General features: G+C 62.2%; 35 protein-coding genes and 1 pseudogene. 22 read left to right on the plus strand and 14 right to left on the minus strand.

Annotation, left to right across the window (positions count from 1 at the left end):
- Positions 1–13 precede the first annotated feature (13 nt).
- The 10 genes from V6V88_RS17175 to V6V88_RS17220 are packed head-to-tail and all read right to left on the minus strand — an operon-like array spanning position 14 to position 4,227.
- Complete coding sequence (locus V6V88_RS17175) at positions 14–316, minus strand: hypothetical protein (RefSeq protein ID WP_338615747.1); 303 nt, start codon at positions 314–316, stop codon at positions 14–16.
- On the minus strand, positions 313–669 hold the full coding sequence (locus V6V88_RS17180) for a hypothetical protein (protein WP_338615748.1): 357 nt from the start codon (positions 667–669) through the stop codon (positions 313–315). Before V6V88_RS17180 ends, V6V88_RS17175 begins: the two co-directional genes overlap by 4 nt.
- Positions 662–865, minus strand: coding sequence for a hypothetical protein (locus V6V88_RS17185; protein ID WP_338615749.1), 204 nt, complete (start codon positions 863–865; stop codon positions 662–664). Before V6V88_RS17185 ends, V6V88_RS17180 begins: the two co-directional genes overlap by 8 nt.
- Positions 862–1,236 carry a hypothetical protein gene (locus V6V88_RS17190; protein WP_338615750.1) on the minus strand — a complete coding sequence of 125 codons (375 nt, stop codon included), beginning with the start codon at positions 1,234–1,236 and terminating at the stop codon, positions 862–864. The genes V6V88_RS17185 and V6V88_RS17190 overlap by 4 nt, the downstream gene beginning before the upstream one ends.
- Positions 1,233–1,916, minus strand: a complete 684-nt coding sequence (locus V6V88_RS17195) for a hypothetical protein (protein ID WP_338615751.1) — start codon at positions 1,914–1,916, stop codon at positions 1,233–1,235. Before V6V88_RS17195 ends, V6V88_RS17190 begins: the two co-directional genes overlap by 4 nt.
- Positions 1,903–2,694, minus strand: coding sequence for a YdaU family protein (locus tag V6V88_RS17200; protein ID WP_338615753.1), 792 nt, complete (start codon positions 2,692–2,694; stop codon positions 1,903–1,905). Before V6V88_RS17200 ends, V6V88_RS17195 begins: the two co-directional genes overlap by 14 nt.
- Positions 2,681–3,037: a GIY-YIG nuclease family protein gene (locus V6V88_RS17205; protein WP_338615754.1), complete on the minus strand. Its 357-nt coding sequence runs from the start codon at positions 3,035–3,037 to the stop codon at positions 2,681–2,683. The genes V6V88_RS17200 and V6V88_RS17205 overlap by 14 nt, the downstream gene beginning before the upstream one ends.
- Positions 3,034–3,393: a Ref family recombination enhancement nuclease gene (locus V6V88_RS17210; RefSeq protein ID WP_338615755.1), complete on the minus strand. Its 360-nt coding sequence runs from the start codon at positions 3,391–3,393 to the stop codon at positions 3,034–3,036. Before V6V88_RS17210 ends, V6V88_RS17205 begins: the two co-directional genes overlap by 4 nt.
- Complete coding sequence (locus V6V88_RS17215) at positions 3,390–3,911, minus strand: DUF1367 family protein (protein ID WP_338615756.1); 522 nt, start codon at positions 3,909–3,911, stop codon at positions 3,390–3,392. Before V6V88_RS17215 ends, V6V88_RS17210 begins: the two co-directional genes overlap by 4 nt.
- Position 3,912: 1 nt before the next feature.
- Complete coding sequence (locus V6V88_RS17220; RefSeq protein WP_338615757.1) at positions 3,913–4,227, minus strand: CII family transcriptional regulator; 315 nt, start codon at positions 4,225–4,227, stop codon at positions 3,913–3,915.
- A gap of 38 nt (positions 4,228–4,265) precedes the next feature.
- Between V6V88_RS17220 and V6V88_RS17225 the strand changes: the two genes are divergently transcribed.
- Together V6V88_RS17225 and V6V88_RS17230 are read left to right on the plus strand one after the other, a co-directional pair.
- Positions 4,266–4,430, plus strand: a complete 165-nt coding sequence (locus V6V88_RS17225; protein ID WP_338615758.1) for a hypothetical protein — start codon at positions 4,266–4,268, stop codon at positions 4,428–4,430.
- A gap of 70 nt (positions 4,431–4,500) precedes the next feature.
- Positions 4,501–4,821 carry a hypothetical protein gene (locus tag V6V88_RS17230; protein ID WP_253856601.1) on the plus strand — a complete coding sequence of 107 codons (321 nt, stop codon included), beginning with the start codon at positions 4,501–4,503 and terminating at the stop codon, positions 4,819–4,821.
- A 26-nt stretch (positions 4,822–4,847) separates the two neighbouring features.
- Here V6V88_RS17230 and V6V88_RS17235 read toward each other — a convergent pair whose 3' ends face one another.
- On the minus strand, positions 4,848–5,117 hold the full coding sequence (locus V6V88_RS17235; protein WP_338615762.1) for a YdaS family helix-turn-helix protein: 270 nt from the start codon (positions 5,115–5,117) through the stop codon (positions 4,848–4,850).
- A gap of 71 nt (positions 5,118–5,188) precedes the next feature.
- Between V6V88_RS17235 and V6V88_RS17240 the strand changes: the two genes are divergently transcribed.
- Positions 5,189–6,289 carry a S24 family peptidase gene (locus V6V88_RS17240; RefSeq protein ID WP_338615763.1) on the plus strand — a complete coding sequence of 367 codons (1,101 nt, stop codon included), beginning with the start codon at positions 5,189–5,191 and terminating at the stop codon, positions 6,287–6,289.
- A gap of 28 nt (positions 6,290–6,317) precedes the next feature.
- Here the strand turns inward: V6V88_RS17240 and V6V88_RS17245 are convergent, their stop codons facing one another.
- Together V6V88_RS17245 and V6V88_RS17250 are read right to left on the minus strand one after the other, a co-directional pair.
- Positions 6,318–6,506: a type II toxin-antitoxin system HicA family toxin gene (locus tag V6V88_RS17245; RefSeq protein ID WP_338615764.1), complete on the minus strand. Its 189-nt coding sequence runs from the start codon at positions 6,504–6,506 to the stop codon at positions 6,318–6,320.
- Positions 6,503–6,778, minus strand: coding sequence for a DUF1902 domain-containing protein (locus tag V6V88_RS17250; RefSeq protein ID WP_338615766.1), 276 nt, complete (start codon positions 6,776–6,778; stop codon positions 6,503–6,505). The genes V6V88_RS17245 and V6V88_RS17250 overlap by 4 nt, the downstream gene beginning before the upstream one ends.
- Positions 6,779–7,644: 866 nt before the next feature.
- Here V6V88_RS17250 and V6V88_RS17255 point away from each other — a divergent pair.
- The 17 genes and pseudogenes from V6V88_RS17255 (at position 7,645) to V6V88_RS17335 (ending at position 18,048) form a co-directional block, all read left to right on the plus strand.
- Positions 7,645–8,037, plus strand: a complete 393-nt coding sequence (locus V6V88_RS17255; protein WP_338615768.1) for a hypothetical protein — start codon at positions 7,645–7,647, stop codon at positions 8,035–8,037.
- A 2-nt stretch (positions 8,038–8,039) separates the two neighbouring features.
- Positions 8,040–8,417, plus strand: coding sequence for a hypothetical protein (locus V6V88_RS17260; RefSeq protein ID WP_338615769.1), 378 nt, complete (start codon positions 8,040–8,042; stop codon positions 8,415–8,417).
- A gap of 159 nt (positions 8,418–8,576) precedes the next feature.
- Positions 8,577–8,909, plus strand: coding sequence for a hypothetical protein (locus V6V88_RS17265; protein ID WP_338615770.1), 333 nt, complete (start codon positions 8,577–8,579; stop codon positions 8,907–8,909).
- Positions 8,906–9,085: a hypothetical protein gene (locus tag V6V88_RS17270; RefSeq protein ID WP_338615772.1), complete on the plus strand. Its 180-nt coding sequence runs from the start codon at positions 8,906–8,908 to the stop codon at positions 9,083–9,085. The genes V6V88_RS17265 and V6V88_RS17270 overlap by 4 nt, the downstream gene beginning before the upstream one ends.
- A 1-nt stretch (position 9,086) precedes the next feature.
- The gene (locus V6V88_RS17275; RefSeq protein ID WP_338615774.1) at positions 9,087–10,187 is read left to right on the plus strand and encodes a hypothetical protein; all 1,101 of its coding nucleotides are present in this window, start codon (positions 9,087–9,089) and stop codon (positions 10,185–10,187) included.
- 7 nt (positions 10,188–10,194) lie between these two features.
- Positions 10,195–10,974, plus strand: coding sequence for an ERF family protein (locus tag V6V88_RS17280; protein ID WP_338615775.1), 780 nt, complete (start codon positions 10,195–10,197; stop codon positions 10,972–10,974).
- Positions 10,974–11,609 carry a lambda exonuclease family protein gene (locus V6V88_RS17285; protein WP_338615777.1) on the plus strand — a complete coding sequence of 212 codons (636 nt, stop codon included), beginning with the start codon at positions 10,974–10,976 and terminating at the stop codon, positions 11,607–11,609. Before V6V88_RS17280 ends, V6V88_RS17285 begins: the two co-directional genes overlap by 1 nt.
- Positions 11,609–12,118, plus strand: coding sequence for a single-stranded DNA-binding protein (ssb, locus tag V6V88_RS17290; RefSeq protein WP_253856618.1), 510 nt, complete (start codon positions 11,609–11,611; stop codon positions 12,116–12,118). The genes V6V88_RS17285 and ssb overlap by 1 nt, the downstream gene beginning before the upstream one ends.
- Before the next feature lie 842 nt (positions 12,119–12,960).
- On the plus strand, positions 12,961–13,293 hold the full coding sequence (locus V6V88_RS17295) for a hypothetical protein (protein WP_338615782.1): 333 nt from the start codon (positions 12,961–12,963) through the stop codon (positions 13,291–13,293).
- A gap of 40 nt (positions 13,294–13,333) precedes the next feature.
- Entirely contained in the window at positions 13,334–13,921 is a 588-nt protein-coding gene (locus V6V88_RS17300; protein WP_338615785.1) for a hypothetical protein, read from the plus strand.
- A 115-nt stretch (positions 13,922–14,036) separates the two neighbouring features.
- Positions 14,037–14,369, plus strand: a pseudogene (locus V6V88_RS17305) (DNA cytosine methyltransferase); the annotation flags it as partial.
- Between the two features lie 100 nt (positions 14,370–14,469).
- The gene (locus V6V88_RS17310; RefSeq protein ID WP_338619747.1) at positions 14,470–15,024 is read left to right on the plus strand and encodes a hypothetical protein; all 555 of its coding nucleotides are present in this window, start codon (positions 14,470–14,472) and stop codon (positions 15,022–15,024) included.
- Position 15,025: 1 nt separating this feature from the next.
- Positions 15,026–15,385 carry a hypothetical protein gene (locus tag V6V88_RS17315; protein ID WP_253856624.1) on the plus strand — a complete coding sequence of 120 codons (360 nt, stop codon included), beginning with the start codon at positions 15,026–15,028 and terminating at the stop codon, positions 15,383–15,385.
- A 121-nt stretch (positions 15,386–15,506) separates the two neighbouring features.
- On the plus strand, positions 15,507–16,019 hold the full coding sequence (locus V6V88_RS17320) for a class I SAM-dependent methyltransferase (RefSeq protein ID WP_338615789.1): 513 nt from the start codon (positions 15,507–15,509) through the stop codon (positions 16,017–16,019).
- Positions 16,012–16,152, plus strand: a complete 141-nt coding sequence (locus tag V6V88_RS17325; RefSeq protein ID WP_338615790.1) for a hypothetical protein — start codon at positions 16,012–16,014, stop codon at positions 16,150–16,152. The genes V6V88_RS17320 and V6V88_RS17325 overlap by 8 nt, the downstream gene beginning before the upstream one ends.
- A 226-nt stretch (positions 16,153–16,378) precedes the next feature.
- Complete coding sequence (locus V6V88_RS17330) at positions 16,379–17,338, plus strand: tyrosine-type recombinase/integrase (RefSeq protein ID WP_338615792.1); 960 nt, start codon at positions 16,379–16,381, stop codon at positions 17,336–17,338.
- Positions 17,339–17,679: 341 nt separating this feature from the next.
- Positions 17,680–18,048 carry a hypothetical protein gene (locus V6V88_RS17335; protein ID WP_279991368.1) on the plus strand — a complete coding sequence of 123 codons (369 nt, stop codon included), beginning with the start codon at positions 17,680–17,682 and terminating at the stop codon, positions 18,046–18,048.
- Positions 18,049–18,108: 60 nt separating this feature from the next.
- Here the strand turns inward: V6V88_RS17335 and V6V88_RS17340 are convergent, their stop codons facing one another.
- Positions 18,109–19,599, minus strand: coding sequence for an aminotransferase class V-fold PLP-dependent enzyme (locus V6V88_RS17340; protein ID WP_338615794.1), 1,491 nt, complete (start codon positions 19,597–19,599; stop codon positions 18,109–18,111).
- Positions 19,600–19,696: 97 nt separating this feature from the next.
- On the opposite strand from V6V88_RS17340, the gene V6V88_RS17345 reads away from it, so the two are divergent.
- Together V6V88_RS17345 and V6V88_RS17350 are read left to right on the plus strand one after the other, a co-directional pair.
- Positions 19,697–20,182, plus strand: coding sequence for an Lrp/AsnC family transcriptional regulator (locus V6V88_RS17345; protein WP_338619636.1), 486 nt, complete (start codon positions 19,697–19,699; stop codon positions 20,180–20,182).
- A gap of 369 nt (positions 20,183–20,551) precedes the next feature.
- Entirely contained in the window at positions 20,552–22,210 is a 1,659-nt protein-coding gene (locus V6V88_RS17350; RefSeq protein WP_338615796.1) for an ABC-F family ATP-binding cassette domain-containing protein, read from the plus strand.
- Position 22,211 lies beyond the last annotated feature (1 nt).

The following is a 22,211-nucleotide window of genomic DNA, read 5'->3' on the forward strand; positions in this document are numbered from 1 at the left end:
GGGCTTCGTTTCTTCAGGGCGCAAGAGCCCGCACGTATTGTCCCGCTTCTTGTCCCGCTTTTGGGGGCATCATGTCCCGGAAGCGGGACACGGAGTACTCCGCGGATGCGCCTGATACCTCTGCCGGCTGGGTGATCGACACCGCGCCGGTCGCGATCAGCGCGTCCAGCACGCGCTTCACGGCCTTCCGGGCGGCTTCACGCTCCGCGGCGGCCAACTGCCTGCCGCGCGTCGCGTGGCGCACCAACTCCCCTACCCTGAACGACCGCGCCGGGTACGCTTGCATCAACTCCATCACCTCGTGCGCGTACTTCACGCCAGCCTCCTTTCGACCTGGCCGCGGAACAGGCCCAGGTACAGCTTGTATTCGGCTTCCGTCAGCGCCACGCCCGTCGTAGTGGCGATCCATGCGCGCGCCGCCTTGCGCCGGCCCGTCGGGTCCAGGCCGCCGAACTTGGCGTTCTTCTGCGGGTATTCGGCGATGATCACCATGCGCTCATGCCACGGCAACGCCGCGTGCATAGCCTCCACCATCAGGGCGTGGTCATGGAGGATCGGCCGGGGGTCATCCTCCCAGGACACGTAGGCCTCCATGTTGCCCACCGTGGCGCCGGACCAGGTCCAACGCGCCCAGTTCCACAGCAGGTCGTCGCCCGTCAGCCTACTCATCGGCCACCTCGTATCGGTTGCACTTCTTGCCGTAGGGCTTGCCCTTCAGGCAGCGGGTGACCGTATCGCCGAACGGGGTTTCGATGGCCTTGGCGTGGGCGCAGCCCTCGCACGACCGATTCAGCGCCGCCTGCTGCCGGCTCATGACGACCAGCATCGGGTCGCGGAATTCCCACTTCTGCAGGTCAGCAGTCATCGTCCAATCTCCACGAGCACAAAGCCCTTCTTGTCTGCGTCCAGCGCACCGTCCAGCGTAAGGGGCCTGAACTGGCTGTCATCGATGCCCAGCGCGGCGGCGATGCCGTCCAGCCGCGGCTTTTCCGCCGACAGCAGGCCATCCAGGTCGCGGCGGATGCGGTTGGGCGCCACCCATGTAATCGACACCGGCAACTGGCCGGCGGGCGCCAGGCTGTTCTGGCCCAGCGCCTCCTTGGCGGCGAAAAACGCAGACTCGCGCGCGCGGACCTTTGCGGCATGGGTGGTGCCCCAGTGCTTGCCGCCCTTGCGGTTCGCCATCAGGCTGGTGTCCGGCCAAGGCAGGCGGATGGTCAGTCGATCCAGGTTCATGCCGACACCTCGGTGGCTTCGCCCTTGGCGCGCTTCAGCATCGTCGCGATGGCTGGCGTGGGCTGCTCGCCCTTAGCAATGCGTTCGTCCCACTTCTCGACCCAGCGCCGCGCGTTTCGTCCGCTCTGGTCCAGAGCCTTGTCCGCTCCCATCTTCTTCAGCGCCGCGGCCGCTTCCGCCTTGGTGGCCAGGGTTTGACCCGGGGCCGGCAAAGCTTGACGCGGCTCGGGGATGTCCGGCCACGCGCCTTTCGCCAGCTCGTCGCTCAACGTCTTCTCCCAACGCGCCTTGATCGACCCGTAGGTGCTGGAGAGCAGATCGACGGTACTGACGCCGACTGCGGCCCAGTACACGGCGGGATGCGACCAGATACCCAACTCGCCACGCTTGCGTGCGGACATGCCGCGCACCGCCTCGTGGTACGCCACCTCCGGCGCCATCCAAGGGCAGCACAGTTTCACGAACTCCGGCAGCGTGGGAGGCCATTCACGGGTCATGCAGGCGACGAGCCCGCGGCGCACCTGGGCCTCATCGAGGCCGGCCAGCTTCTGATTCCAGGAGTCCTTCAGCTCGCGGGGCGTCAGGCCTTCCCACTGCTGGGCGAACTTGGCGCCGTACAGCAGGTGCATCTCGTTCACCACGAGCGCGCCCAGGCCGGTCTGTGCGTTAGCTACTTGCATCAATCACCCCCATGTCAATTTCCCTTCGTTCCTGGCCCTCAGCCAGCACATCCCGCAACTCGGATGACCACGCGGCCCGCCGCTGTGCCGCAGTTGGCGGGCTGGCCCGCGCCTGGGCCCTTGGCGGGAATAGCCCCTGGTATCCGCCGGCGATGCTGTTGGCAATCACGGCGCGCGGCTGATGGCCTTCGTCCAGGTAGCAAGCGAGCTGCTGCAGCTGGCGCTTGGCGCCCTCCTCCGTCACCGGCTTCTTGCGGGCCTTCCGATCGGCAACCCAGCTTTCCCAGTCCTCGCGGTCGAGCCAGTCCGGCAGATCGATCGCCGAGGCGTCGAATCCTTGCCCCCGCTTGCGGGGGGTAGGGGGGATATCTTTCTCTTGGTTCTTGGTTATTGGTTCTTGGTTAGGTGGCGCGTCGTTCACGCCTTGTGCACGTTTCGTGCTCGATTGCTCGCGAGCATTGCGACGCTTCGCCTCGCGCTCTTCCGCAATCTCTTTGTTCTTCAACGACTTGGCGTGATATGCGTCGATCTCTTCCTGAATGCGGGCCTGCACATACCGACCCTCAACGAGATCGAAGAACTTTCCCAGAACGAACCGCACCGCCGCGATTTCTTCGTCAGTGCGCGCCCAACACCAGTCGATTGCCTCGTCCATGGTCGGGAAACGTTCACGGTCGTAGCACGAGTCGATAAGAAGCGTGTACGCTCCGTGCTCAAGCATGGACAGACGGCCGGCCTTCTTGTGATAGTCGCCAATGTTGCGTTTAAAGTAGTGCACGGACCGCCTCCCTTACGTTGAGGTTAGTCTCGTGAAAGAAGGCCGAGATCAGATCAAGATCCTGTTCCGCGGGCGAAAACCATTCGCCCCGCGTGCGGCAATGGGCGAGCAGGTCCAATGCTGCTCGTTCGACCTCCGCGGCTTTTGGCGTCCGGATCGTCAACCAAAGGGAAAGGTCGAACGGACAGCCGCTCTGAATGTTGATGAGGCGCTGCTTGATGGATACCGTCTTGCCAATCTTGATGAATGCCATGTCCGACGTGGCCAGCGCGTAGACGGCAGGCAGCCGGCTGATCTTCACGCCAGGCGCGAAATCGTCTTTTGCGTGCGGGTAGTAATTCATGCGTGCTCCAGCATCCCCGCGGCGCGCAATGCGCCATCAGGGACTTCAAATCCTTGTGCCTGTAGCTGCTCGATGCACCAGACCAGCAAATCCCGCTGGCGGCCGTAGCGAGCCTCGAAGCGCGCCTTCCATGGGTGCACAGCAATGCGACCGGGCGCGCCCGTTCCATCCTGGTGGTTGCCGGCAGACAGCGGCAGCACGAGCCAGTGCGCGTCCGGTTTCGTGCGCCCGTCGATGTGATGGATCGAACACTGGCTGTCGAAGAAGCCATCCATGCGCGAGGCGACGCAGCCGATGTTCGTGGCCAGCAGATCCCAGAATCGCTTCTGCTCGGCGGTGGGGTTGCGGCCTTTCATTCGCCGAAGCCTCGCAATACGATCTCCAGCATTTCGCTGGCGCGCGCGGGCGGCAGGTGCGGCCACATGGTCTTCTGCGCGTGCGCGGTGCGCAGGAACGTCACGGCGTCATCGTGGAACTGCTCCATGTCGGCCTGCTCCAGCTTCGCGTAGCTGATCGACCGCGGCACAGGAATCACACCGCCCTTGGGGCCCGGGTACCAGTCCACAAAGCCGCTGCCCGTCTTGAGCCAGGCGCGGAACGCCTCGAATTCCTCGAAGCGGTCCTGAGCCTCAAACAGCGCCGACTCCAGCGCCATGTGCTTGCGGTGGTACCAGCCTGTGCGTTCTTTGTGCGTCGTGATTGACAGCATCTCGCCCGGCTCCAGGCGCACGAGCTGATTCCAAAGCCGGCGCCATTGCTTGCGGCCGCGTTCACCCAGGCCGTCGACCACGCCGAAGATCAACCGCCGCGCAGCTTCCTTTTCCTGCTCCGAGGCTTGGACGGGCTGCTGACGAACCAGGGTGATATCGGCCATGTCAGCCACGCCTCCGCGCTTCAACCTTCGGACGCAGGTATTCGTAGGCGAATTCTTCGTATGCCTCGAGCTGCGCCTTACTCACCACCATGGAATCCAGCGGGGCGAACTGCCACCCGATGGCGGCCATCAGATGGCACACCTTGTCCAAGTCGTCCGCGACGATGCGGTTCACGGTGCTGGCTGATGTGCCCATGAAATCCGCTGCACGGGCCTGGGTGAACAGTGAAATCGCGCTGCCAATCTCGCTGCGCAGTCTTTCAGCGATCTTGCGTGTGCTTTCAATCTCATCGGGAGAAACTGATTGGGTGCTCATCGAGTACTTCCTTATGAACAAAGAGCGAGGTGTGTTTCGTGACCGAAACGGAGAAGTTGTTGATCAGCGCCCAGGACTTGGCCCGCCGGATCTTTGAAGATCCCAGCGAAAAGGCAGTCATGGACTTGTTTCAGGAGCTGTGCGCCGAGCGTGACCGCATGGCGTGGGCGACCGATGGGCGCGAATACGCCACGGTGCATTGAATGGGCGCCCTGCTCCTGCGGGCTATGCTTTCGGCTCTCACACACGAAACCCTCACGGGAGGAGCAAGGCATGGACTGGAAATTCTTTCTCGGGCTGATGATCCCGGCAGTCGGCGCAGCGTTCGTTTGGCTGACGAAGGTCGCCCGCGAAGATCCGCCACTGTTCGCCGAAATCGACGGGGTGTTGTCCAGGTGGGTACCCACGGCACTATTCACCGTCGCGTTCATGGCCATCTTCTCGATGATCGTGTGGGACGAGGGTCGGAAAGATGTGCTGATCATTTCGGTGATCCTGGCGTTTGCGCTGCTTCAACTGCGCAGCGCATTTCCGTTCTTTCGGCGCGTAGCCGCGCTTCCTCGGACACGTCCCGAAACACCATCAAAAGCATGAAGCAGCCAAGCACGACTTTCAGCGGGCTATCCCACATGGCCCGCCTCCTGCTGCGCCGGCGCGGGGTCGGGCAGGCCGACAAGCTCAGGCCAAATGCGGTTGCAGTCTTCGGGGCGCAGATCTCGCCTCGTGACGGCGCCGCAGGTTGCTTGCTCAATGGAGGCGCAATGCTCGACCGGTACCGGCCGGCGGCCTGTGCGCCACTGATATACGAGCGCTGGGGATACGCCCACGCATCGAGCGAGCGCCGCTGCGCTGATCGCCCCTTCCCGGCTGAGGTAGATGTTCAGGTCCATGGCTCAAACTATAGCGTTGCTACAGTTTATTCGCAAGCCATGCTATAGATTTATTTGAATAGCATCGCTATATGAAAATTTGGACGATCGAAGAGGAAGCCTCCGCCCTGCGCGCGCGCTTTGATGGCGTGAATCGCGCGGCGTTCGCGCGCGATCACCAAGTGAAGGGTGGCCAGGCGATGATCTACCAGCACATCACGGGTAGGCGTCCACTAAACCTAGAGGCGGCCATGGCGTACGCCGAGGGGTTTGGATGCTCGCTGGCAGACATTAGTCCACGGCTTGCAGCCGAAGCGCAGAAGGCTGCAGCATTGGCTCCCGAATCCGTCCCGGTTGAATCGACGCCGGCAGCGCCGTGGCCATTCCGCACAATTCCCGAGGACCAACTCCGAGCGCTCCCCGAGTCACAGCTCAATGCGCTCGAGGGTGCTATTGCCCTTGCGATCGCCCAAATGAAGCTTGGCATCCAGGTGTCGCCGCTACCCGCGGCGACTGACAGCCCCGCCCCGCCGCGGACGTACACGCTGGGCGGACTCGTCGATATGGACGCGGCCGACGATCCTTTCCCCATGCGCATACGCGACATGGATCCTGCTCCGTGGGACGGCGGAAAGACGACGTACCAGACGGAGCGCGAACGGCCGCTCAAGCTCAGCACGGCGGGCGGCGTCATTGCGAACGTCGGTCCCGGCGAGCCTCACGCCGCCAATGACAAATTCGAGAAAGTGCCCGAGCTGGCCGACGTGCGCCTGGCCGCGGGCGACGGCATCGAGAACCATAGCGAGGATCAGACCGGCATGATCCAGTTCCGCCGCTCATTCCTCAAGGCGGTGGGTGCCGACAATGGGAAGGCGCGCGTTGTGTATGCAAAGGGCGACAGCATGGAGCCGGTCATTCGTGACGGCGCCGCCCTGCTTGTCGTCCCCAACGAAAACCTGACGCTGCAGGACGTGGCCAGCGGCGGCGTGTACGCCATCAACTACGACGGGAAGATGCTCGTCAAGACTGTGACCCGAGACAAGCTCACGGGGCGCTGGGTCGCGCGTTCGTTTAACCCAGCCTACTCTGATATCCCGATGGAAAATGGCCATCCCGTGCGCGTGCTTGGCCAGGTCGTCTGGGCCGGCGCCAGGCTACGTGATGACGAGGCGGGTCAGTGGGTGCGATCGTGATATGAAAATGCCGCCTGATAGGCGGCGTTCAAAAGTGGTGCTTGATGCCAGCTTCTTTCATGATCGCGTTGGCGGTGTGACGGGATTTGCATCCGGTGGAAACGGCGACGTGGACGTCGCCCTTCCCCCAGATTTGGTGGGCGCCTTTCCCCTGACGCACCAAAGAAAAGCCGTGCTCTCTAAGCACGGCTATGATCTTTTCGTAGTATCCGTTCACGCGCTAGCCACCGCCGCTCCGATGTGGTGGTAGATGGGTTCGGCCTTCGCCTTATTGCTGTGCAGCTTGGCTTCCATCAGCATGCAAACGACTTCATTCGCCTCGCGCGCCAACTCGTCCATTGAGGGCGCCTCGACGACGAAGCCCTTCAGGTCCGGACTGGTGGCTAGATAGACTTGCGCTTCTTTATCGTATGAAACGTCCACGCGAAAAGAAACCCGAAGACCGGCTCGCGCGACATGCTTCCAAAATGGTAATCCGACTCGATACATACGTTCTCTCCCTGAGCATTGAGCCGATCTCCGGATGACTGCGTATCGTAGGGGCGAGCGAAGACATCAATCGGCACAGATGGAGGGTTTGTGAGGTGAACTTGCCGCCTCTACGGCTACTTCGAAATCTGAACTAAATTTCCAGCCAAGATTTGCGGGAACTAGTTAGATCTTAGATAGACAACTAAGTTGCTTACTGACGCAGCGTCAACAAGCAACTGAAGTATAGGAAAAAAGCGAGAAATTAGCTATCTGCCCGAGGTAAGTCGGATGTTTAGTCAAAGATGTTAGTAATTAAGCTAAGTACTTGAAAAATAATAACTAAATAAAAGTGACGCACTTAGGCAGCGCTCAAAAATTTGAAGTCAAAAAAGCAACTTTCCTATGCTGGAAATGTGTTGACCATTCCGAGCGGAGCCGTTCCCCGCCGCACTTCGGCGGCAAATAGTCCGCTCCGCTCTTGAACAGCCCGCCCCGCGCGGGCTTTTTTTCGTCCGTTACAAATTATCTATAGCATCGCTATTGCTTCAAATCTGTAGCGTTGCTATAGTTCTTTCAACGCAGTACCGCTCTTTAACAACCAGCACAGCGATAGAACAGGCCGATGACCGCAAGGTGACTAGGCCCAGGGCGCAACCCGTTACCCCTGACCAAAGATCGACGGCTACCAGGTCGCGCCTGGCTCCGGGAGTGGAGCTATAGAACGCGGCTTGGTTGAAGAGGCAGCGCACTACCTGGAGCCGCGATGAGCGGGAGTAGCCAGGCGGTGCGTTGCCCCGGAATTTATCCGTCAGCCCGTTCCTTGAGCGCCGGCTGACGAATGAATCCTCACCACCCGCCTCGGGTTTCGGGGCCTGGAGACTTCCATGAACGAAAGCCGCATCAAACGCCGCGCCGCGCGCATCGGCGCAGTTGGACAGGAATATCTGCTGAACGTGTCGAAGCTGCGAGCCGTGGTGCGCGACTACTCGAGGGACCGCCTGCCCGGGTATCGCGTGAACCCAGCGAACCGCCGGAGCGCGCAGGACGCGCTGTTCAAAGAGCGCCGGTTCTGGTTCGGCGACCGCTACAGCGCGCCGGTCAGCCCTGCCGCCCGCGCCGCGTTGCGCGTCGCCTGCAATGTGGGCACGGACTTCATGGCGCTGCGCGCGGCGCTGATCCCGGACTACTTCGTCCGCCTGCTGGCGGCCCGCCGAATGCCCACCGCGCCGCGCGCCGGTGTCCTGGCTGCGGCATACGACAACGAATCGCGGAACTGACCATGGCCAACCTCGCCTACCCCACCCCGTGCGGCACGGCAACGATCATCCCCGCGCTGACCGAAGCGCAACGCCGCGCGATGGCGCTGCGCGAAATGGATGCAGACGTGCATGCCGCGCTCGTGCGCGACATGACTGTGCTGCGCCAGCACGAGCCCAATCAGCGCGCAGCCGAGGCGCTGTACGCGGCCAGCATTGGACAGCAGAACGCCGAGACGGCATTCGCTATGGCGGTGACTTCGTCGGTGCGCGGCGACGAGCTGGCCATTGTCGGCGCGCACTTCCGCCAGTGGGTGCTGCTGGCACAGGGCCATCTGGTTTCGGATCTGGTCGACCTGACCACCGACCGCCAACGCGTGACGTTCGGGCGGCGCAAATGATCGGCTTCCTCATCCTGGGTTTTGTCCTGCTCATGCAGGCCGTTGCCGACGCCTGGAGGTCGCGCAAATGATGACCGCCTACACCGCGTGGGGCGCGGCCGCCCTTTATGCAATCGCACTGATCGGCGACATCTGGATGTCGCGCTGCTGGAGAGACGAATGACGACGAAACACACGCCCGGGCCGTGGGCACCGCACCTTGTGGACGAAACCATCGTGGTGATTCCTCGCCGCCCTCTTCCCCAACATATCAGCACGCTTGGGCACTCCGAAGTCGCGGATGACGAAGATTACGCCAACGCCCGCCTGATCGCCGCCGCGCCGGAGCTTTACGAGGCTCTGGATGCCCTGTTTACCGACATGCTCATTGCGCAAGGAAACATGCGTGATGCTGCGAAGCGCGACCACCGATGGGAAGGTTGCGCGGATGAGATACAGCCGCGCATCGATGCGGCCCGTGCAGCGCTTGCCAAAGCCCGAGGTGCCCAATGATCCGCCGCCTCCTGGGCGCCCTGCCCCGCCTTGACCGCTACGAATGGGTCGGCATCGCCGGCGGCGTCGTGGTGCTGGCCGCCGTCCTCGGCGTGCTGGGCCCGACGCTCGACGCTCAATCCACCCTCACCGCCTGCGAAGGCTGCGGCAAGACCGCAGTCGCCGCGAAGGACTGACATGACCGAAGCAACCCAACTTGCCGAGCTGCCGCCGGCGGAGACCGCGCTGGAGGTTTACTCCAAGCCCGGCGGCCTGGACCCCTGGCTGGACAAGATCCGCGCCGAGGTGACCGGCCACGTGCCGGACCTGAAGACCAAGAGGGGCCGCGACGCGATCGCCAGCCTGGCCTTCAAGGTCCGCAAGGTGAAGACCGCTCTGGACGGCATCGGCAAGGAACAGGTCGATCGCCTGAAGGAAATCCCGAAGAAGATCGACGCCGAGCGCAAGCGCATGCGCGAAACCCTGGATGCGCTGGCCGATGAGGTCCGCGCGCCGCTGGACCAGTGGGAGCAGGCCGAGGAAGCGCGCAAGCAGCGGCATCAACAGGGTGTCGAGTGGTTCCGGCTGCGCGCCGATGAGAACCGCGACCTGGACGCGGACGAGCTGCGCGCCACCATCGCCGATGTGCAGGCCCGCGCGGTCGATGGATCCTGGGAAGAATTCGAACCCGAGGCGCATCGCGTCAAATCCCGCGCGCTGGAATCGCTGCAGCAGGCGCTAGCCGCCCGCGAGAAGTACGACGCGGAACAGGCCGAACTGGCGCACCTTCGCGCTGAAGCGGCGGCGCGCGAACAGAAGGACCGCGAAGAGCGCATCGCCCGGGAAGCAGAGGAAAAGGCGCGACGTGATGCAGAAGCTGCAGCCCAGGCAGAGCGCGACGCTTCCGCGCGCCGTGAAGCTGAGGCGCGCGCCGCCGCGGACAACGCCCGCCGCGACGCCGAATTGGCGGAGCAGCGTCGGATCGCTGCAGAGAAGCAGGCCGAACTGGATCGCCTAGCGGCCCTGGAGCGTGAGCGCGTGGCGTCTGAGCAGGCCGAGCGGGACCGAATCCAGGCAGCCGAAGACGCGCGCCAGGCGGAAATCAAGCGCCAGGCGGACGCGAAAGCAGCAGAGGAAGCCGAAGCCGTCCGACGTGAAGCCGACAAGGCCCACAAGGGCAAGGTCAACCGCGCCGCCCTGGATGCGCTGGTCGCCGGCGGCATGCCCGAAGACTGCGCCCGGCAGGCGGTCACGCTGATCGCCAAAGGCCTGATCCCCAACATCCGAATCACCTACTGAGGACACCATGACCGAAGTTATCGACGCCCCGGCCCGCGCAGTGGCCATGCAACCCGAGCAGGCCGCCGGCCAGGTCGCAGGCCCGGCCGCCAACTCCCCCATCGGCATGATGATGGCCGCAGTTCAGCAGGGCATCCCCCTGGATCAGATCAAGGAAATGATGGCGATCCAGCGCGAATGGGAAGCAGGCGAAGCGCGCAAGGCGTTCAACGACGCCTTCGCCGCCTTCAAGTCCGAGGCAGTGGAGATCATCAAGCGCAAACAGGTCGAATTCAAGACCGACCGCGGCACCACCAGCTACAAGCACGCCGAGCTGTCCGACGTGGTCACGGCCGTGGGCCCTGCCCTGTCCAAGCACGGCTTTGCCTGGGGCTGGGACGTCGAACAGAAAGACGGCCGGATCCACGTCACCTGCACGCTGGTGCATCGCCTGGGCCATGAGAAGTCTGTGACCCTGAGCGCGCCCCCGGACGAAAGCGGGAAGAAAAACACGATCCAGGCCATCGCGTCGACGACCACCTATCTTGAGCGCCACACCCTGAAGGCGGTCTGCGGCATCTCCGAGAAGGGCGACGACAACGACGGCACCGGCGCGGATGACGCCGCACTTGGTCTCCGGGACGAATGGATCAGCAAGCTGGCGCAGGCAGACAGCATGGATGCCGCCGCAGTGATCTGGCAGGACGGCTGCAAGGCCATCGAAGCGACCAACAACCTTGCGGCGTTTGCCGCGTTCAAAAAGGCCTACGCCGACAAGCGGGCCATGCTCAAGCAGGAGAAACAGTAATGGGCCTGATCATCCACACCGCGCCGCAGGGCTCGCAGGAATGGCTGGACGCACGCCGCGGCGTCATCACGGGCAGCCGATTTAAGGACTGCCGCGACAAACTGAAGAGTGGCGGCCCGTCGAAAGACTGCCGCAAGTATGCAATGGATGTCGCCCGGGAGCGTGTTGGAGGCCGCCCGCCGGAGGTTTACGTAAACGGTGCCATGCGAACCGGCACTGAACAGGAGCCCTTCGCCCGAGCCGCTTATGAGGCGAAGACCGGCAACTTCGTCGAGGAGGCAGGGTTCATCACGACGGACGACGGTCTGTTCGGCGTGAGCGTGGACGGTCTTGTCGACGACGACGGGGTCATCGAGATCAAGACGATGGTCTCTTCCGACACCCTGTTCACCGCTGTGGTCGACGGCGACATCAGCGCCTACATCGACCAATGCAACGGCGCCATGTGGCTGCTGGGACGCAAGTGGGTGGACCTGATTCTGTGGGCACCCGACCTGGAACCCATCGGCCGGCAGCTCACGACCATCCGCATCGAGCGCGACGACGATGCCATCGAAGAACTGGAAGACGACCTGATGGAATTCGAGCGCCTGGTCTCCAAATACGAACACCTGCTGCGCAAGGAAGCCGCGTAATGGCCAGCGTCAATAAAGTCATCCTGGTGGGCAACCTGGGCCGCGACCCGGAGGTCCGTTACAGCCCAGACGGTGCGGCCGTCTGCAACCTCTCCCTCGCGACGACGTTCAGTTGGAAAGACAAGGCCAGCGGCGAAAAGCGCGAAGAGACCGAATGGCACCGGGTCGTGTTGTACAGCCGCCTGGCGGAGATCGCCGGGGAGTACCTGAAGAAGGGCCGATCGGTCTACATCGAAGGCCGACTCAAGACGCGCAAGTGGCAGGATAAAGACACCGGCGCAGACCGCTACAGCACTGAGATCATCGCAGACCAGATGCAGATGCTGGGCGGTCGCGAAGAAGGCGGCAGCGGCGGCAGTGGATATGACGACGCGCCGCGCCAGCAGCGCGCGCCGGCGCAACGCCAAGCGCCCCAACGCAACGAGTACGCGAACCAACGCGGCGCCGCCGCGCCTCAGTCGACCCCGGCGGCCAGCCTCGCCGACATGGACGACGACATTCCGTTCTAAAACCTACTAAGACAATTACTCAATGTCGTCCACTGTGATTGGAAGGTGAGCCCGTCCGTCGTAGTCTTTCCTAAGGTGCTCGAATGCTTGTTGCACAGTCTTGACTAACTTGCGAGACCTGAGAATCCTCTTCAACTCCGCATCGCTCATATCGTCATTACCTGGGCGACGGGCACTTCTCATATCCGCGGTCAACTGCAGATATTGGTCGGCGCAAATGGCAAGAGTCATTAGCTCCCTACCGACCACGGTGTAGGGGATCTCGTGGGCAGGAATTCGCGTTATGGCTTCAGCGCCTCTTCGGACCGCGAAAACGGGCAAAGCCCCATCGAAGCTACGTCTTTTCAGACGATCCTCCAGTGCGTCATAACCCTTGAGCAGCGCATCGCAAACGGATTCTGCTACTAAGCAAGCAGCCTGGACCTGGGACTTTCTATCCAGCTGCCGGCCTTCCGCGGCTGATGCGGCCGCCCTCTCTCGGACGGCGTCTTCGCGTTCCGCTGACGATCGAGCCAAGTAGATTGCTAAGGCAATTGCCAATAATGCACCTATCGCTTGGACCCAGGACGCCATTTCGGCAGAAGTCAGCCCCTTTGCGTACCAGACATAAATCAGCACGACCAGAGAACAAGCGATCGATACCCTAACCCACAGACTCCTCAACCAAGCCCTTGCATTCATCTTTATCACCGAAATCCTGTATGCCCATGACACGCCCTTCCGAAGGGCGCCCGCCCAGCGCTCGATCAACAAATCCCACTCACGACCGCCCCCGGAGCAACCACGACTCAGGAATGAGATCGCCGTAGCCCCAAAGAAGTGTCCCAGCCAATGTGAACAAAATGGAAATTCCGTTCATAGCGGCAAAAACTGGCTCGTATTTGTTGAGCGTTGGTATTAACTCCAAGGAAGCAAAGGTGCCTGGCTTCCATAGTCGACGCAGTGCAAAGTTACTAAGAACCGGCACCAACAGCGAAAAAATCGCAGTTATCGAAGCACTCCGCTGCACCCACGCAGCGCTCTCCATTCCGCTCGGCTTCATAACCCCACATGCAGCAAGCACTGGCGCCGCGACTGCCAGACCAAGAAGCAGTGCGCCGCACGATGCCAGCAGGCATGTCGATCTCCCTTTTTTGCCGACAACCTCATCGTTTGAAATCATTTTGGCTCCTTGATTTGGGGAGCATCCTACCTTATCGCCGCAGGAGTACGAGTATGCACACGATCCCAGGCTGGAAGACAGTGCCGGTCGAGCGCAGTTATGAAATGCGTGTGAATGCGCTTGTTGCTTTCAACAGATTAGAAAACGGCGGGCAAAACCGCGATGACGCCTTAGACGCAGCATTCCAAGCCATGCTGGCCGCTGCTCCCACCCCTCCCGCCAGCGCACAGGACGATGCGAGGGACGAGCGGCAGCCCCTGTTCTGGTATCGCCCGCGCTCCGATGACAGCTATGAGGGGCCGATCCACAATGACCACATCGAAGATGTGCGCAAGCAGTCCGGCGCGTGGGTCCCGCTCTATGCCGGTTTCTCGGCGTTGCCCAAGCCGCTCTATGACTTGCGATACCACGGTGAATTCATCCGAGGCTGGAACCAGTGCCTGCGGGAGGTCAGCGCCTCCGTTGCCGCTCCCGCTGCTGGCGATGCGCGGCTGCCGGCCCTCAACATCGAGGCTGCTGCGAAAGCGATGGCCGAGTGCATGGACTATCCCTGGGCGCATATGCCCGAACAGGGCCGCGCGACCATGCGTGAGCACGCTCAGACCGTGACCCGTGCAGCCTCTCAGCAGCAGGAGGGGTGATGTGCCGGGCGCCTACTACAACGAAATCGACCCATATGCGGCCGACTGGCTCCGCAACCTGATCGCGGCCGGCCACATAGCCCCGGGCGACGTGGACGAACGCAGTATTGAGGACGTGCACCCCGATGACCTTCGCAGCTACACACAGTGCCATTTCTTCGCCGGCATCGGCGTCTGGTCGTATGCCCTTCGGCGCGCCGGATGGCCCGATGATCGACCTGTTTGGACCGGTTCCTGCCCCTGCCAACCTTTCTCCGCGGCAGGCAAAGGAACTGCGTTTGATGACGAGCGGCACCTCTGGCCGGCTTGGCACTGGCTCATCCAAGAGTGCCGCCCTCCAATCGTCTTTGGCGAACAGGTTGCAAGCAAGGACGCAGAGCCTTGGCTCGACCTTGTTTCGACTGACCTGGAAGCCCTGGCCTTTGCCGTCGCGGCGTGCGCTTTCCCGTCTGCGAGCATCGGTGCTCCGCACATCCGGGACCGAACCTACTTCTTGGCCCACGCCGCAGGCCCGGGACCACAAGGGCGCCAACTCTGCCGGCAAAGACATGACGCACAACAGCCGGCCCTTGAACGAGATAGTCGTCCTGGCGGGCTGGCCAACGCCGCAAGCGCAGGACGCGAGCGGCGGCGGCCAAGCGAAGCGCGCGATGGGCGAGACGCGTCATGGGTCGAACCTAAACGATTTCACGATGCTGGCCGGATGGCCGACGCCGATGGCGGGCACCCCGGCGCAGAACGGCAACAACGCGGCGGGGAACAACGACAGCAGCCGTCGGACGGTAGAAATGGCGACGAGGCCGACACCGCGCGCGGCGGACGGCGAGAAGAATGTGCGGACGTTGGACGGCGCCATGTCGGAGATCTCGCGCAAGGGCTCGCCACAGGACCTGGCCATGGCGGCGGCGATATGCGGCCCGGCCCGGTTAACGGCTTCTGGCGAGCTGCTGACTGGCTCTTGTGCCGGGATGGAAAGTGGCGGCCAGTTGAACCCGGCACATTCCCGCTGGCTCATGGGGCTCCCGCCCGAGTGGGACGCCTGCGCGCCTACGGCAACGCGATCAACGCGCAGCAAGCGCAAATATTCATCGAGGAAAGCATGAAATGTCTCTGACCAACACCGCCGTTCCAGCTTTGCAAGAAGCCGCCAGCTTAATCAAGCCCGCCGGTGGCGAGTTGCATTCGCAGAGCTCTTTCGACCATGGCTCTAGTTCCTTCCAGACTCTCGATCTGACCGATGGCGCTCCGAATATCAAGCTGATCTTGAGTATCCAGTGCCGTCTGCACCGCAACAAGTGCATGCTGAAGGTCGGACTCGGCCATCTTGAGCCAGTTTCTCAGATAGGTGACAGCATCCTCATGCGTATACATGTCCGGTATCCCAGGGAAAATAATGTGGCACGAGTTTATATGGGCTTGAAGGGGTGCCGCAATCAATATGCTCAGCGTGGAAGTCTGAGATGAGCGACGCTGCCCACGCCATGCTTTCTGGACGCATCGTTTGCCAATTCTCCTGCGGCGCCGCATCTGCTGTGGCCACAAAGCTGGCGCTGGCCCACCCCGACCACAAGGACGGAGGCGCGGCATGAATGAAACGATGATCTTGGACCCGTGCTGCGGCGGCCGCATGATGTGGTTTGACCGGCAGGACCAGCGCGCCCTGTTCGGCGATATCCGCAGCGAGGAACACACGCTGTGCGACGGCCGCGCCTTCAGGATCACGCCCGACCTGAACATGGACTTCCGTGCCATGCCGTTCCCGGACGAATCGTTCCGGCTGGTGGCATTTGACCCGCCGCACCTTCGGCATGCCGGGCGCGATTCCTGGCTACGCGCCAAGTACGGCATCCTCGGGGACGATTGGCAGGAGGATCTGCGGCGGGGCTTCGCGGAGTGCTTCCGCGTCCTGAAGCCGGAAGGCGTCCTGATTTTCAAGTGGAACGCCATCCAGATTCGCACGCCACAGATTCTGGCGCTCACGCCGCACAAGCCGCTGTTCGGCCATCCCAGCGGGAAGCGCGCAGACACGCATTGGATGACGTTCATGAAGCCGCCCCATCCCAAGCAGCACAACGACGGAGGCACCGTTTATGAATGACCTCATCGAGCGCCTGGCCGCCCAGCTCCGCGAGTGCGCCGAAACCCTCGGGGCCGACAAGATCGACGAGCAGCGCGCCATGCGGGCCTATGCCGATGCAAAGGCGCTGCTGGCTCAATTGCCACATTTATGACGCACAAAAGGCGTCAATGACTCATTACTGATTCAGCCCGCTTCGTGCGGGTTTTGTTTTGGAGGCGATATGCTCACGCTTTCCCAAGAGGAGCTGATCGAACTTACCGGGAAGGCCAGGAAGAACGGGCAGGTTGACGCCCTGAAATTCCTTGGCATCCCGTTCAAAATCCGCCCTGATGGAACCCCCGTGGTTCTCCGGGCCGCTATGGAGGCAGCATTAGGCCATGCGACCAAGAACCAAGGACCGTCATCTCCCAGCTTGCGTTTACCAGAAGCACGGGGCGTTCTGGTACGTCAAGGGCGGTAAATGGCGCAAGATTGGGACGGACCTGCATAGTGCACTGGTTGAATACGCACGTATCGTCTCAGTCCCCCAAGAAGGCATGACGGCGCTGATAGATGCCGCGCTGCCCCACCTTCTCAAGGACATTTCCCCCGCTACTCAACGTCTCTATAGGCCTGCGGCGGAGACCCTCAAGGAGGTCTTTGCCAACTTCCTACCCGACCAGATCAAGCACGGACACGTCGTTCAGATGATGGATGCGTTCGCCCACACGTACGGGCGCGCCAACCGGCTTCTCACCGTCCTGAATTTGACGTTCCAGTGGGCGCTAGACCGCGGCAAGGTAGAGTCGAACCCATGCGTCAGCGTCAAGCGCTTCGCGACGAAGTCTCGAGATCGGCTGCTTAGCCGTGAGGAGTACGGCGCAATCCACGCCCAAGCCCAGGACTGGATGCAATGCGTCATGGACATCTGCTACCTGACCGGCCAGCGCATTGGAGATGTTCTGGAGATCGAGGAAGACCACATCCTGGACCGCGGCATCTTCTTCCAACAGCAGAAGACTGGAAAACAGCTGATCGTCGGCTGGACGCCGGAATTGGAAGCTGCGGTGCAGCGAGCGCGAGAGGTGGTTGGGAACAAGCGCTACCTGCTTGGCTCCCGCGACGACAAACCACGCATACATACCAACGTCTGGCGCGAATTCAAACGGGCGGCGTCGAAGGCAAAGGTCGAGGATGCGACGCTACACGACATCCGGGCGATGTCTGGCACACATGCTGACGAGCAAGGGGCTGATCCAATGGCATTGTTGGGACACTCAGACCGAAAGACGACCGAGATTTACTTGCGCGACAAGCGTGTGAAGGTGGTGCGTGGGCCGACCAAAAACGGTAGCTAGTTTTAGACGTCTAATTGACCGGTGCATCAAGACGCAGCATTTATGCGCCTCTCCAGGCATGTATTAATCTTGGTCATTCTCTTTCATCTCCGTCGTAAAGCGTTGATAAAACAGAAGGGTTGACCGCTGGCTGCTTACATGGAAGCGATAAGCGCACACCCGGGCTTCGTGAGCCAATGATCTGGAAACGACGGTAGGACAGTTTGAGACATCGGTAAACTGGCGTTTTGCACAGTGCACGACGCCTGTGCCGCAAGTGGCTGGGGCTGCGCGCCAGGAATGCCGATCAAGCAACAGTTATGATGCAAGCCGATCATCGCGCTACATCAAGGTTATCCAGCATGGCCGTACTCCATCGCCCGTCACTCGGCATCGCACTACTCATCGCCGCGTGCGCCAGCGCGCCCGCCTTGGCCGACGACGGCTGCATCGCGCGCGTCGATGCGGAGCTGGCCCGCATCAAACAGGCGCAAGACGTCCAACGCACGCGCGAGGCCGCCAATAATCTGGAATTGAATCGGGAGCTTTGCCAAGGCCGGCTGGACCTGCTGGACGCGCGCTTTGCGCTCAGCGACGACTTTGAAGCATGCCGCCGCGACGGCGTGCAGTTTTCGGATCAGGTCACGCGCACGCTGACGGGCGCGTCCGACGACCTCACGGATATGAAGGCGTCGTGGATCCGGACCTGCGGCCTGCACATGAAGAATTGAACGCGCGCCTGCGATTGCGGCCGTTCAAGCGCCGCAACCGCAGTCGTTCGCTAGCGCACGTCAAGCCGCCTTCTTTTGCGCGTCATGCGGAAAGAAAATGGCGCGGCTGGGATCAAAGCCATAAAGGTGCGCGTATTCCGTGGCATCGGCCGCCAGCGCCAACACCGATTCCAGAATGAAATCCGCCTTCGCGTCCGACAGCAACGCACTGAAGTTCAAGCGCACAAAGCCGGGTTTTTCGATTTCCCGGCCATCCAGAATGGCCTGACGCATCTGCAAAGACTGCGCGTCATCGATTTCCAGCAGACGATGCACGTACGGACCCGCGCACGCACATCCGCCACGAGCCTGAATGCCAAAACGGTCGCTCAGCATCCGCGTCACCAACTGCTGATGCACGAACCCGCCCTTACCGTCGCGCACCCGGAAAGAAAAAATCGGCAGGCGATTCGCTGTCAGCGACCCCAGCAGTTCCAGGCGCTCGGCGCCCTTCCACGCCGCCAGCGCGCGCTGCACGAAATGCGCGTGGCGCTGCTGCATGAAATCCGCGCCCATTGCTTCCTTGACCAGCACCACCAACGCGGCGCGGATGTCCCCCACCACGTTCGGCGTACCCGCTTCCTCACGCGACTCCAGGCTGCCGCTGTAGTCATGGCCCACGGGCGACACGAACTTCACCGTGCCGCCACCCGGCCACGTCGGCGTCGTATCCAGCACCGCATCGCGGCGCACGATCAGGACGCCCGAGGCACCCGGACCACCAATGAACTTGTGCGGCGAAAACACGATGGCGTCGATCTGCGCATCAGGCGCCGGCGACATGCGAATCGGCAGGTACGGCGCGCCGCCTGCATAGTCCCACAGCATCTTCGCGCCGGCTGCCTTCACCCGCCGCGTGATGCCTTCGACGTCCGCGACGATACCCGTCACATTCGACGCCGCCGACAGCGCGCACACGACCAGCGCGCCCGCCGGCGCGTCCAGTGCTTGCGCCAGTTGCGCCAGATCCGGCCCGCCTTCGGGGCTTTCTTCCAGTTCGACGATGTCAGCGCCGCATTCGCGCCACGGCAGGATGTTCGAATGATGCTCGTAGGGTCCGATAATGACCCGGACCTTCCGGCCAGCCGCCACCGCCGCCTTCACGCCAAACAGATTCACCAGCCGGTTGATGCCGGCCGTAGCGCCCGAGCCCGAGAAAATCACCGCGTGTTCGTCGCCCGCCCCGCAACCGCGGCCAATCGCCGCACGCGCCTCGCGCCGCAGACGCGTAATGAAGCCGCCGCAGAACGAGGCTTCCGTGTGCGAATTGGCGTAATAAGGAAGCACCTGTTCCAGCACAAAGCGCTCGACCTGCATCAGTGCACGGCCCGACGCCACGTAATCGGCGTAAACAAGCGGCTTGGAGCCAAAAGGTCCATCAATGCTGGCGTCCTTTCCGATAAGCCCGTCGGCAAGCGCGGCCGCAATATCGGAAGTCTTCAAGCTGTCCTGGAACTGCTGCAAAGGCGAAGCCGGGGCGCCTGCGGGCGCACCGGCGAGGGTCGTGTTCATGAGGCAATAGATCCGAAAAGTTCGGAAATATCATACGATGGATGCCGAGATGAAACATCACCGTTTTTTTTGCTGTTTTTTCGCACAAACGGGTCATATGATCGAATCCATGGAAAAAATAGACGAGCTTGATCTAAGCATCATCAACTGCCTGCAAAAAGACGGTTCCTTGTCGCAGCGCGAGCTAGCCGATCGGGTCGGCCTGTCCCAGAACGCATGCTGGCGCAGGCTTCAACGCCTGAACGCCTGCGGCATCATCCGCGGCACGCGCGCAGAGGTCAGCCTTGTCGCCCTGGGCCTGGATCTGACCGTCTTTGTCATGATCCGCACCAGCCACCATGCCAAGGCCTGGGCTGACGGATTCCGCCAGCACGTCGAACGACTACCCGAAGTCACCGAGTTCTATCGCATCGGCGGCGATTGGGACTACCTGATCAAAGTCGTCTGCCGCGGCATGGCAGGGTACGACCGCTTCTATCAGAAGCTGATCACGGATTTTGAGCTCTCCACGGTGACGGGGTTCTTCAGCATGGAAGCCATTATCGAAAACCGACCGCCTGATTTGCGGCTGCTGGAGGATTGAGGACGATCGGGCGGCGTCGCTGATGACCGCATGGTTCTTTTACCGGCTGCTTGAGCCTTAACGGTCATGTGTTTCAATGCCGGCGGCATATGCCCTACCGTTCACAGGTTTAAATGTCAGCCGCCCTTTCAAAACGGCCCAGCATTTCGCTTGCCAGTTGCCGGTGTAAAAACGGAAATGCGTCTACGGTGCCGCCAGCCCGTTAAAATGCTTCGCACCGTGCAGCCCGGAACTTTCCCGCGGCACACTGCTCGAATCTCACTTATTCCCTCATCGCGGAGACTCGTCCGGCCATGACCCTCTAAGCCCTCCCCCAGATCACCGCTTGCGCTTCGCGCAACGCGCCTTGTCGATTCCGGAGAGCTTTCCATGGCCCAGTCTTCTCACGCGCCCGCATCGGCGCATCCTCAGCCGCCCGCGTCGGCGCCTTTCCTCAGCCTGCGTCACGTCAGCCATGCGCTGCCAGACGGCCGCGTCCTGCTCCGCGACGTCAGCCACGACTTCGCCCCCATCCGCCACGGCCTCATCGGCCGCAACGGCGCGGGCAAGTCCGTGCTGCTGCAATTGGCGCACGGCGTTATCGCCACACAAAGCGGCCGCATCGTGCGTCACGGCCGCATCGCCTACGTCCCGCAGGAACAACCACGATCCGCCCTCGCCACCTTGGCCCAAGTCGCCGGCATCGCGCCGATTCTTGACGCCTTGTCCAACATCGAATCCGGCAGCACCCGCCAATCGGATTACGACCTTGCCGAAGGCCATTGGCGCATTCGAGATGAATGGACCCGCATGCTTGCCGACGCAGGTTTACCTGCGTGGCAGCCCGAACATCCCGCATCGGCCGCCAGTGGAGGCGAACTGACCCGCGTCGCGCTCGCAGGCGCCCTGATGCAAACCCCGGACGCCTTGCTGCTGGACGAACCCAGCAACCACCTGGACGCAGGCGCCCGCCGCTGGCTCATGGACCACATCGCCGCCTGGCGCGGCGGCTTGATTGTCGTCAGCCATGACAGGACGCTGCTCGATGCCATGTCCTCCATCGTCGAACTGGATCGCGGCAACCTCAATTTCCATTCCGGCAACTATTCCGCCTACCGCGACCACCGCGATCGCTTGACCGCCGCCAACGAAGCGTCCCTCGCACACGCCCGCAACGAACGGGCCGCCACCCTGCGCGCGCTGCGCCGGCAACACGACGCCCAACGACAACGCACCGCCCGCGACACCCGCAAGGCCCAGGATGCGAACCAGGCGCCGATCCTGCTGGGGATGAAGAAGGAGAATGCCCAAGCTCATGCGGGCAGAGAGAACGTGCGGCGGCAGGATGCGGTTGCCGCGCTGGATGACGCGGTAAGGCAGGCAGCCGCACAGATTGATCAATCGGCCAACGTCGCACTGGCTTTGCCCGAAACCGCGGTGCCGCAGGGCCGCCGCGTACTGCATCTGGAGCATGCGAGACCGCCCTATCCAGCGGACGCTTGCGCGCTGACGATGACCCTGTCCGGCCCTTTCCGTTTGGCAATTCGCGGGCCGAATGGCTGCGGGAAGAGCGCGTTGCTATCGATGTTGGCGGGGGAGTTGATTCCGCACGAAGGCCTCTGCGACGTCCGCGTGCCGACCGCCATGCTGGACCAGCGGGCGTCCGTCATTCCGGAAGATAAGTCCCTGCTGGAGACGCTTCATGCGCTGGGCGCCACGTTATCGGAAGGTGAACTTCGCAGTCGGTTGGCGTTGCTGGGCCTGGGATCTGAGCAGGTCAATGCGCCCGCCGGGACCTTGAGCGGCGGGGAACGCCTCAAGGCTGCGCTGGCATGTGCATTGTGGCGGAAAGCGCCTGCGCAGTTGCTACTGCTGGATGAGCCGACGAATCATTTGGATATTGAGTCGGCGGAGGCGATGGAGAAGGCGCTGCGAGGGTATCCCGGTGCGATGGTCGTGGTGTCGCATGATGAGGCGTTTTTGGAGGGGATTGCGCCTACGCATGAAATGGTTTGGGAGCTCCAAGGCTGGCGGATCACTGCGGCATAAC

The organism is Achromobacter sp. E1 (genome assembly GCF_037039475.1).
Classification (GTDB): Bacteria; Pseudomonadota; Gammaproteobacteria; order Burkholderiales; family Burkholderiaceae_B; genus Achromobacter; species Achromobacter mucicolens.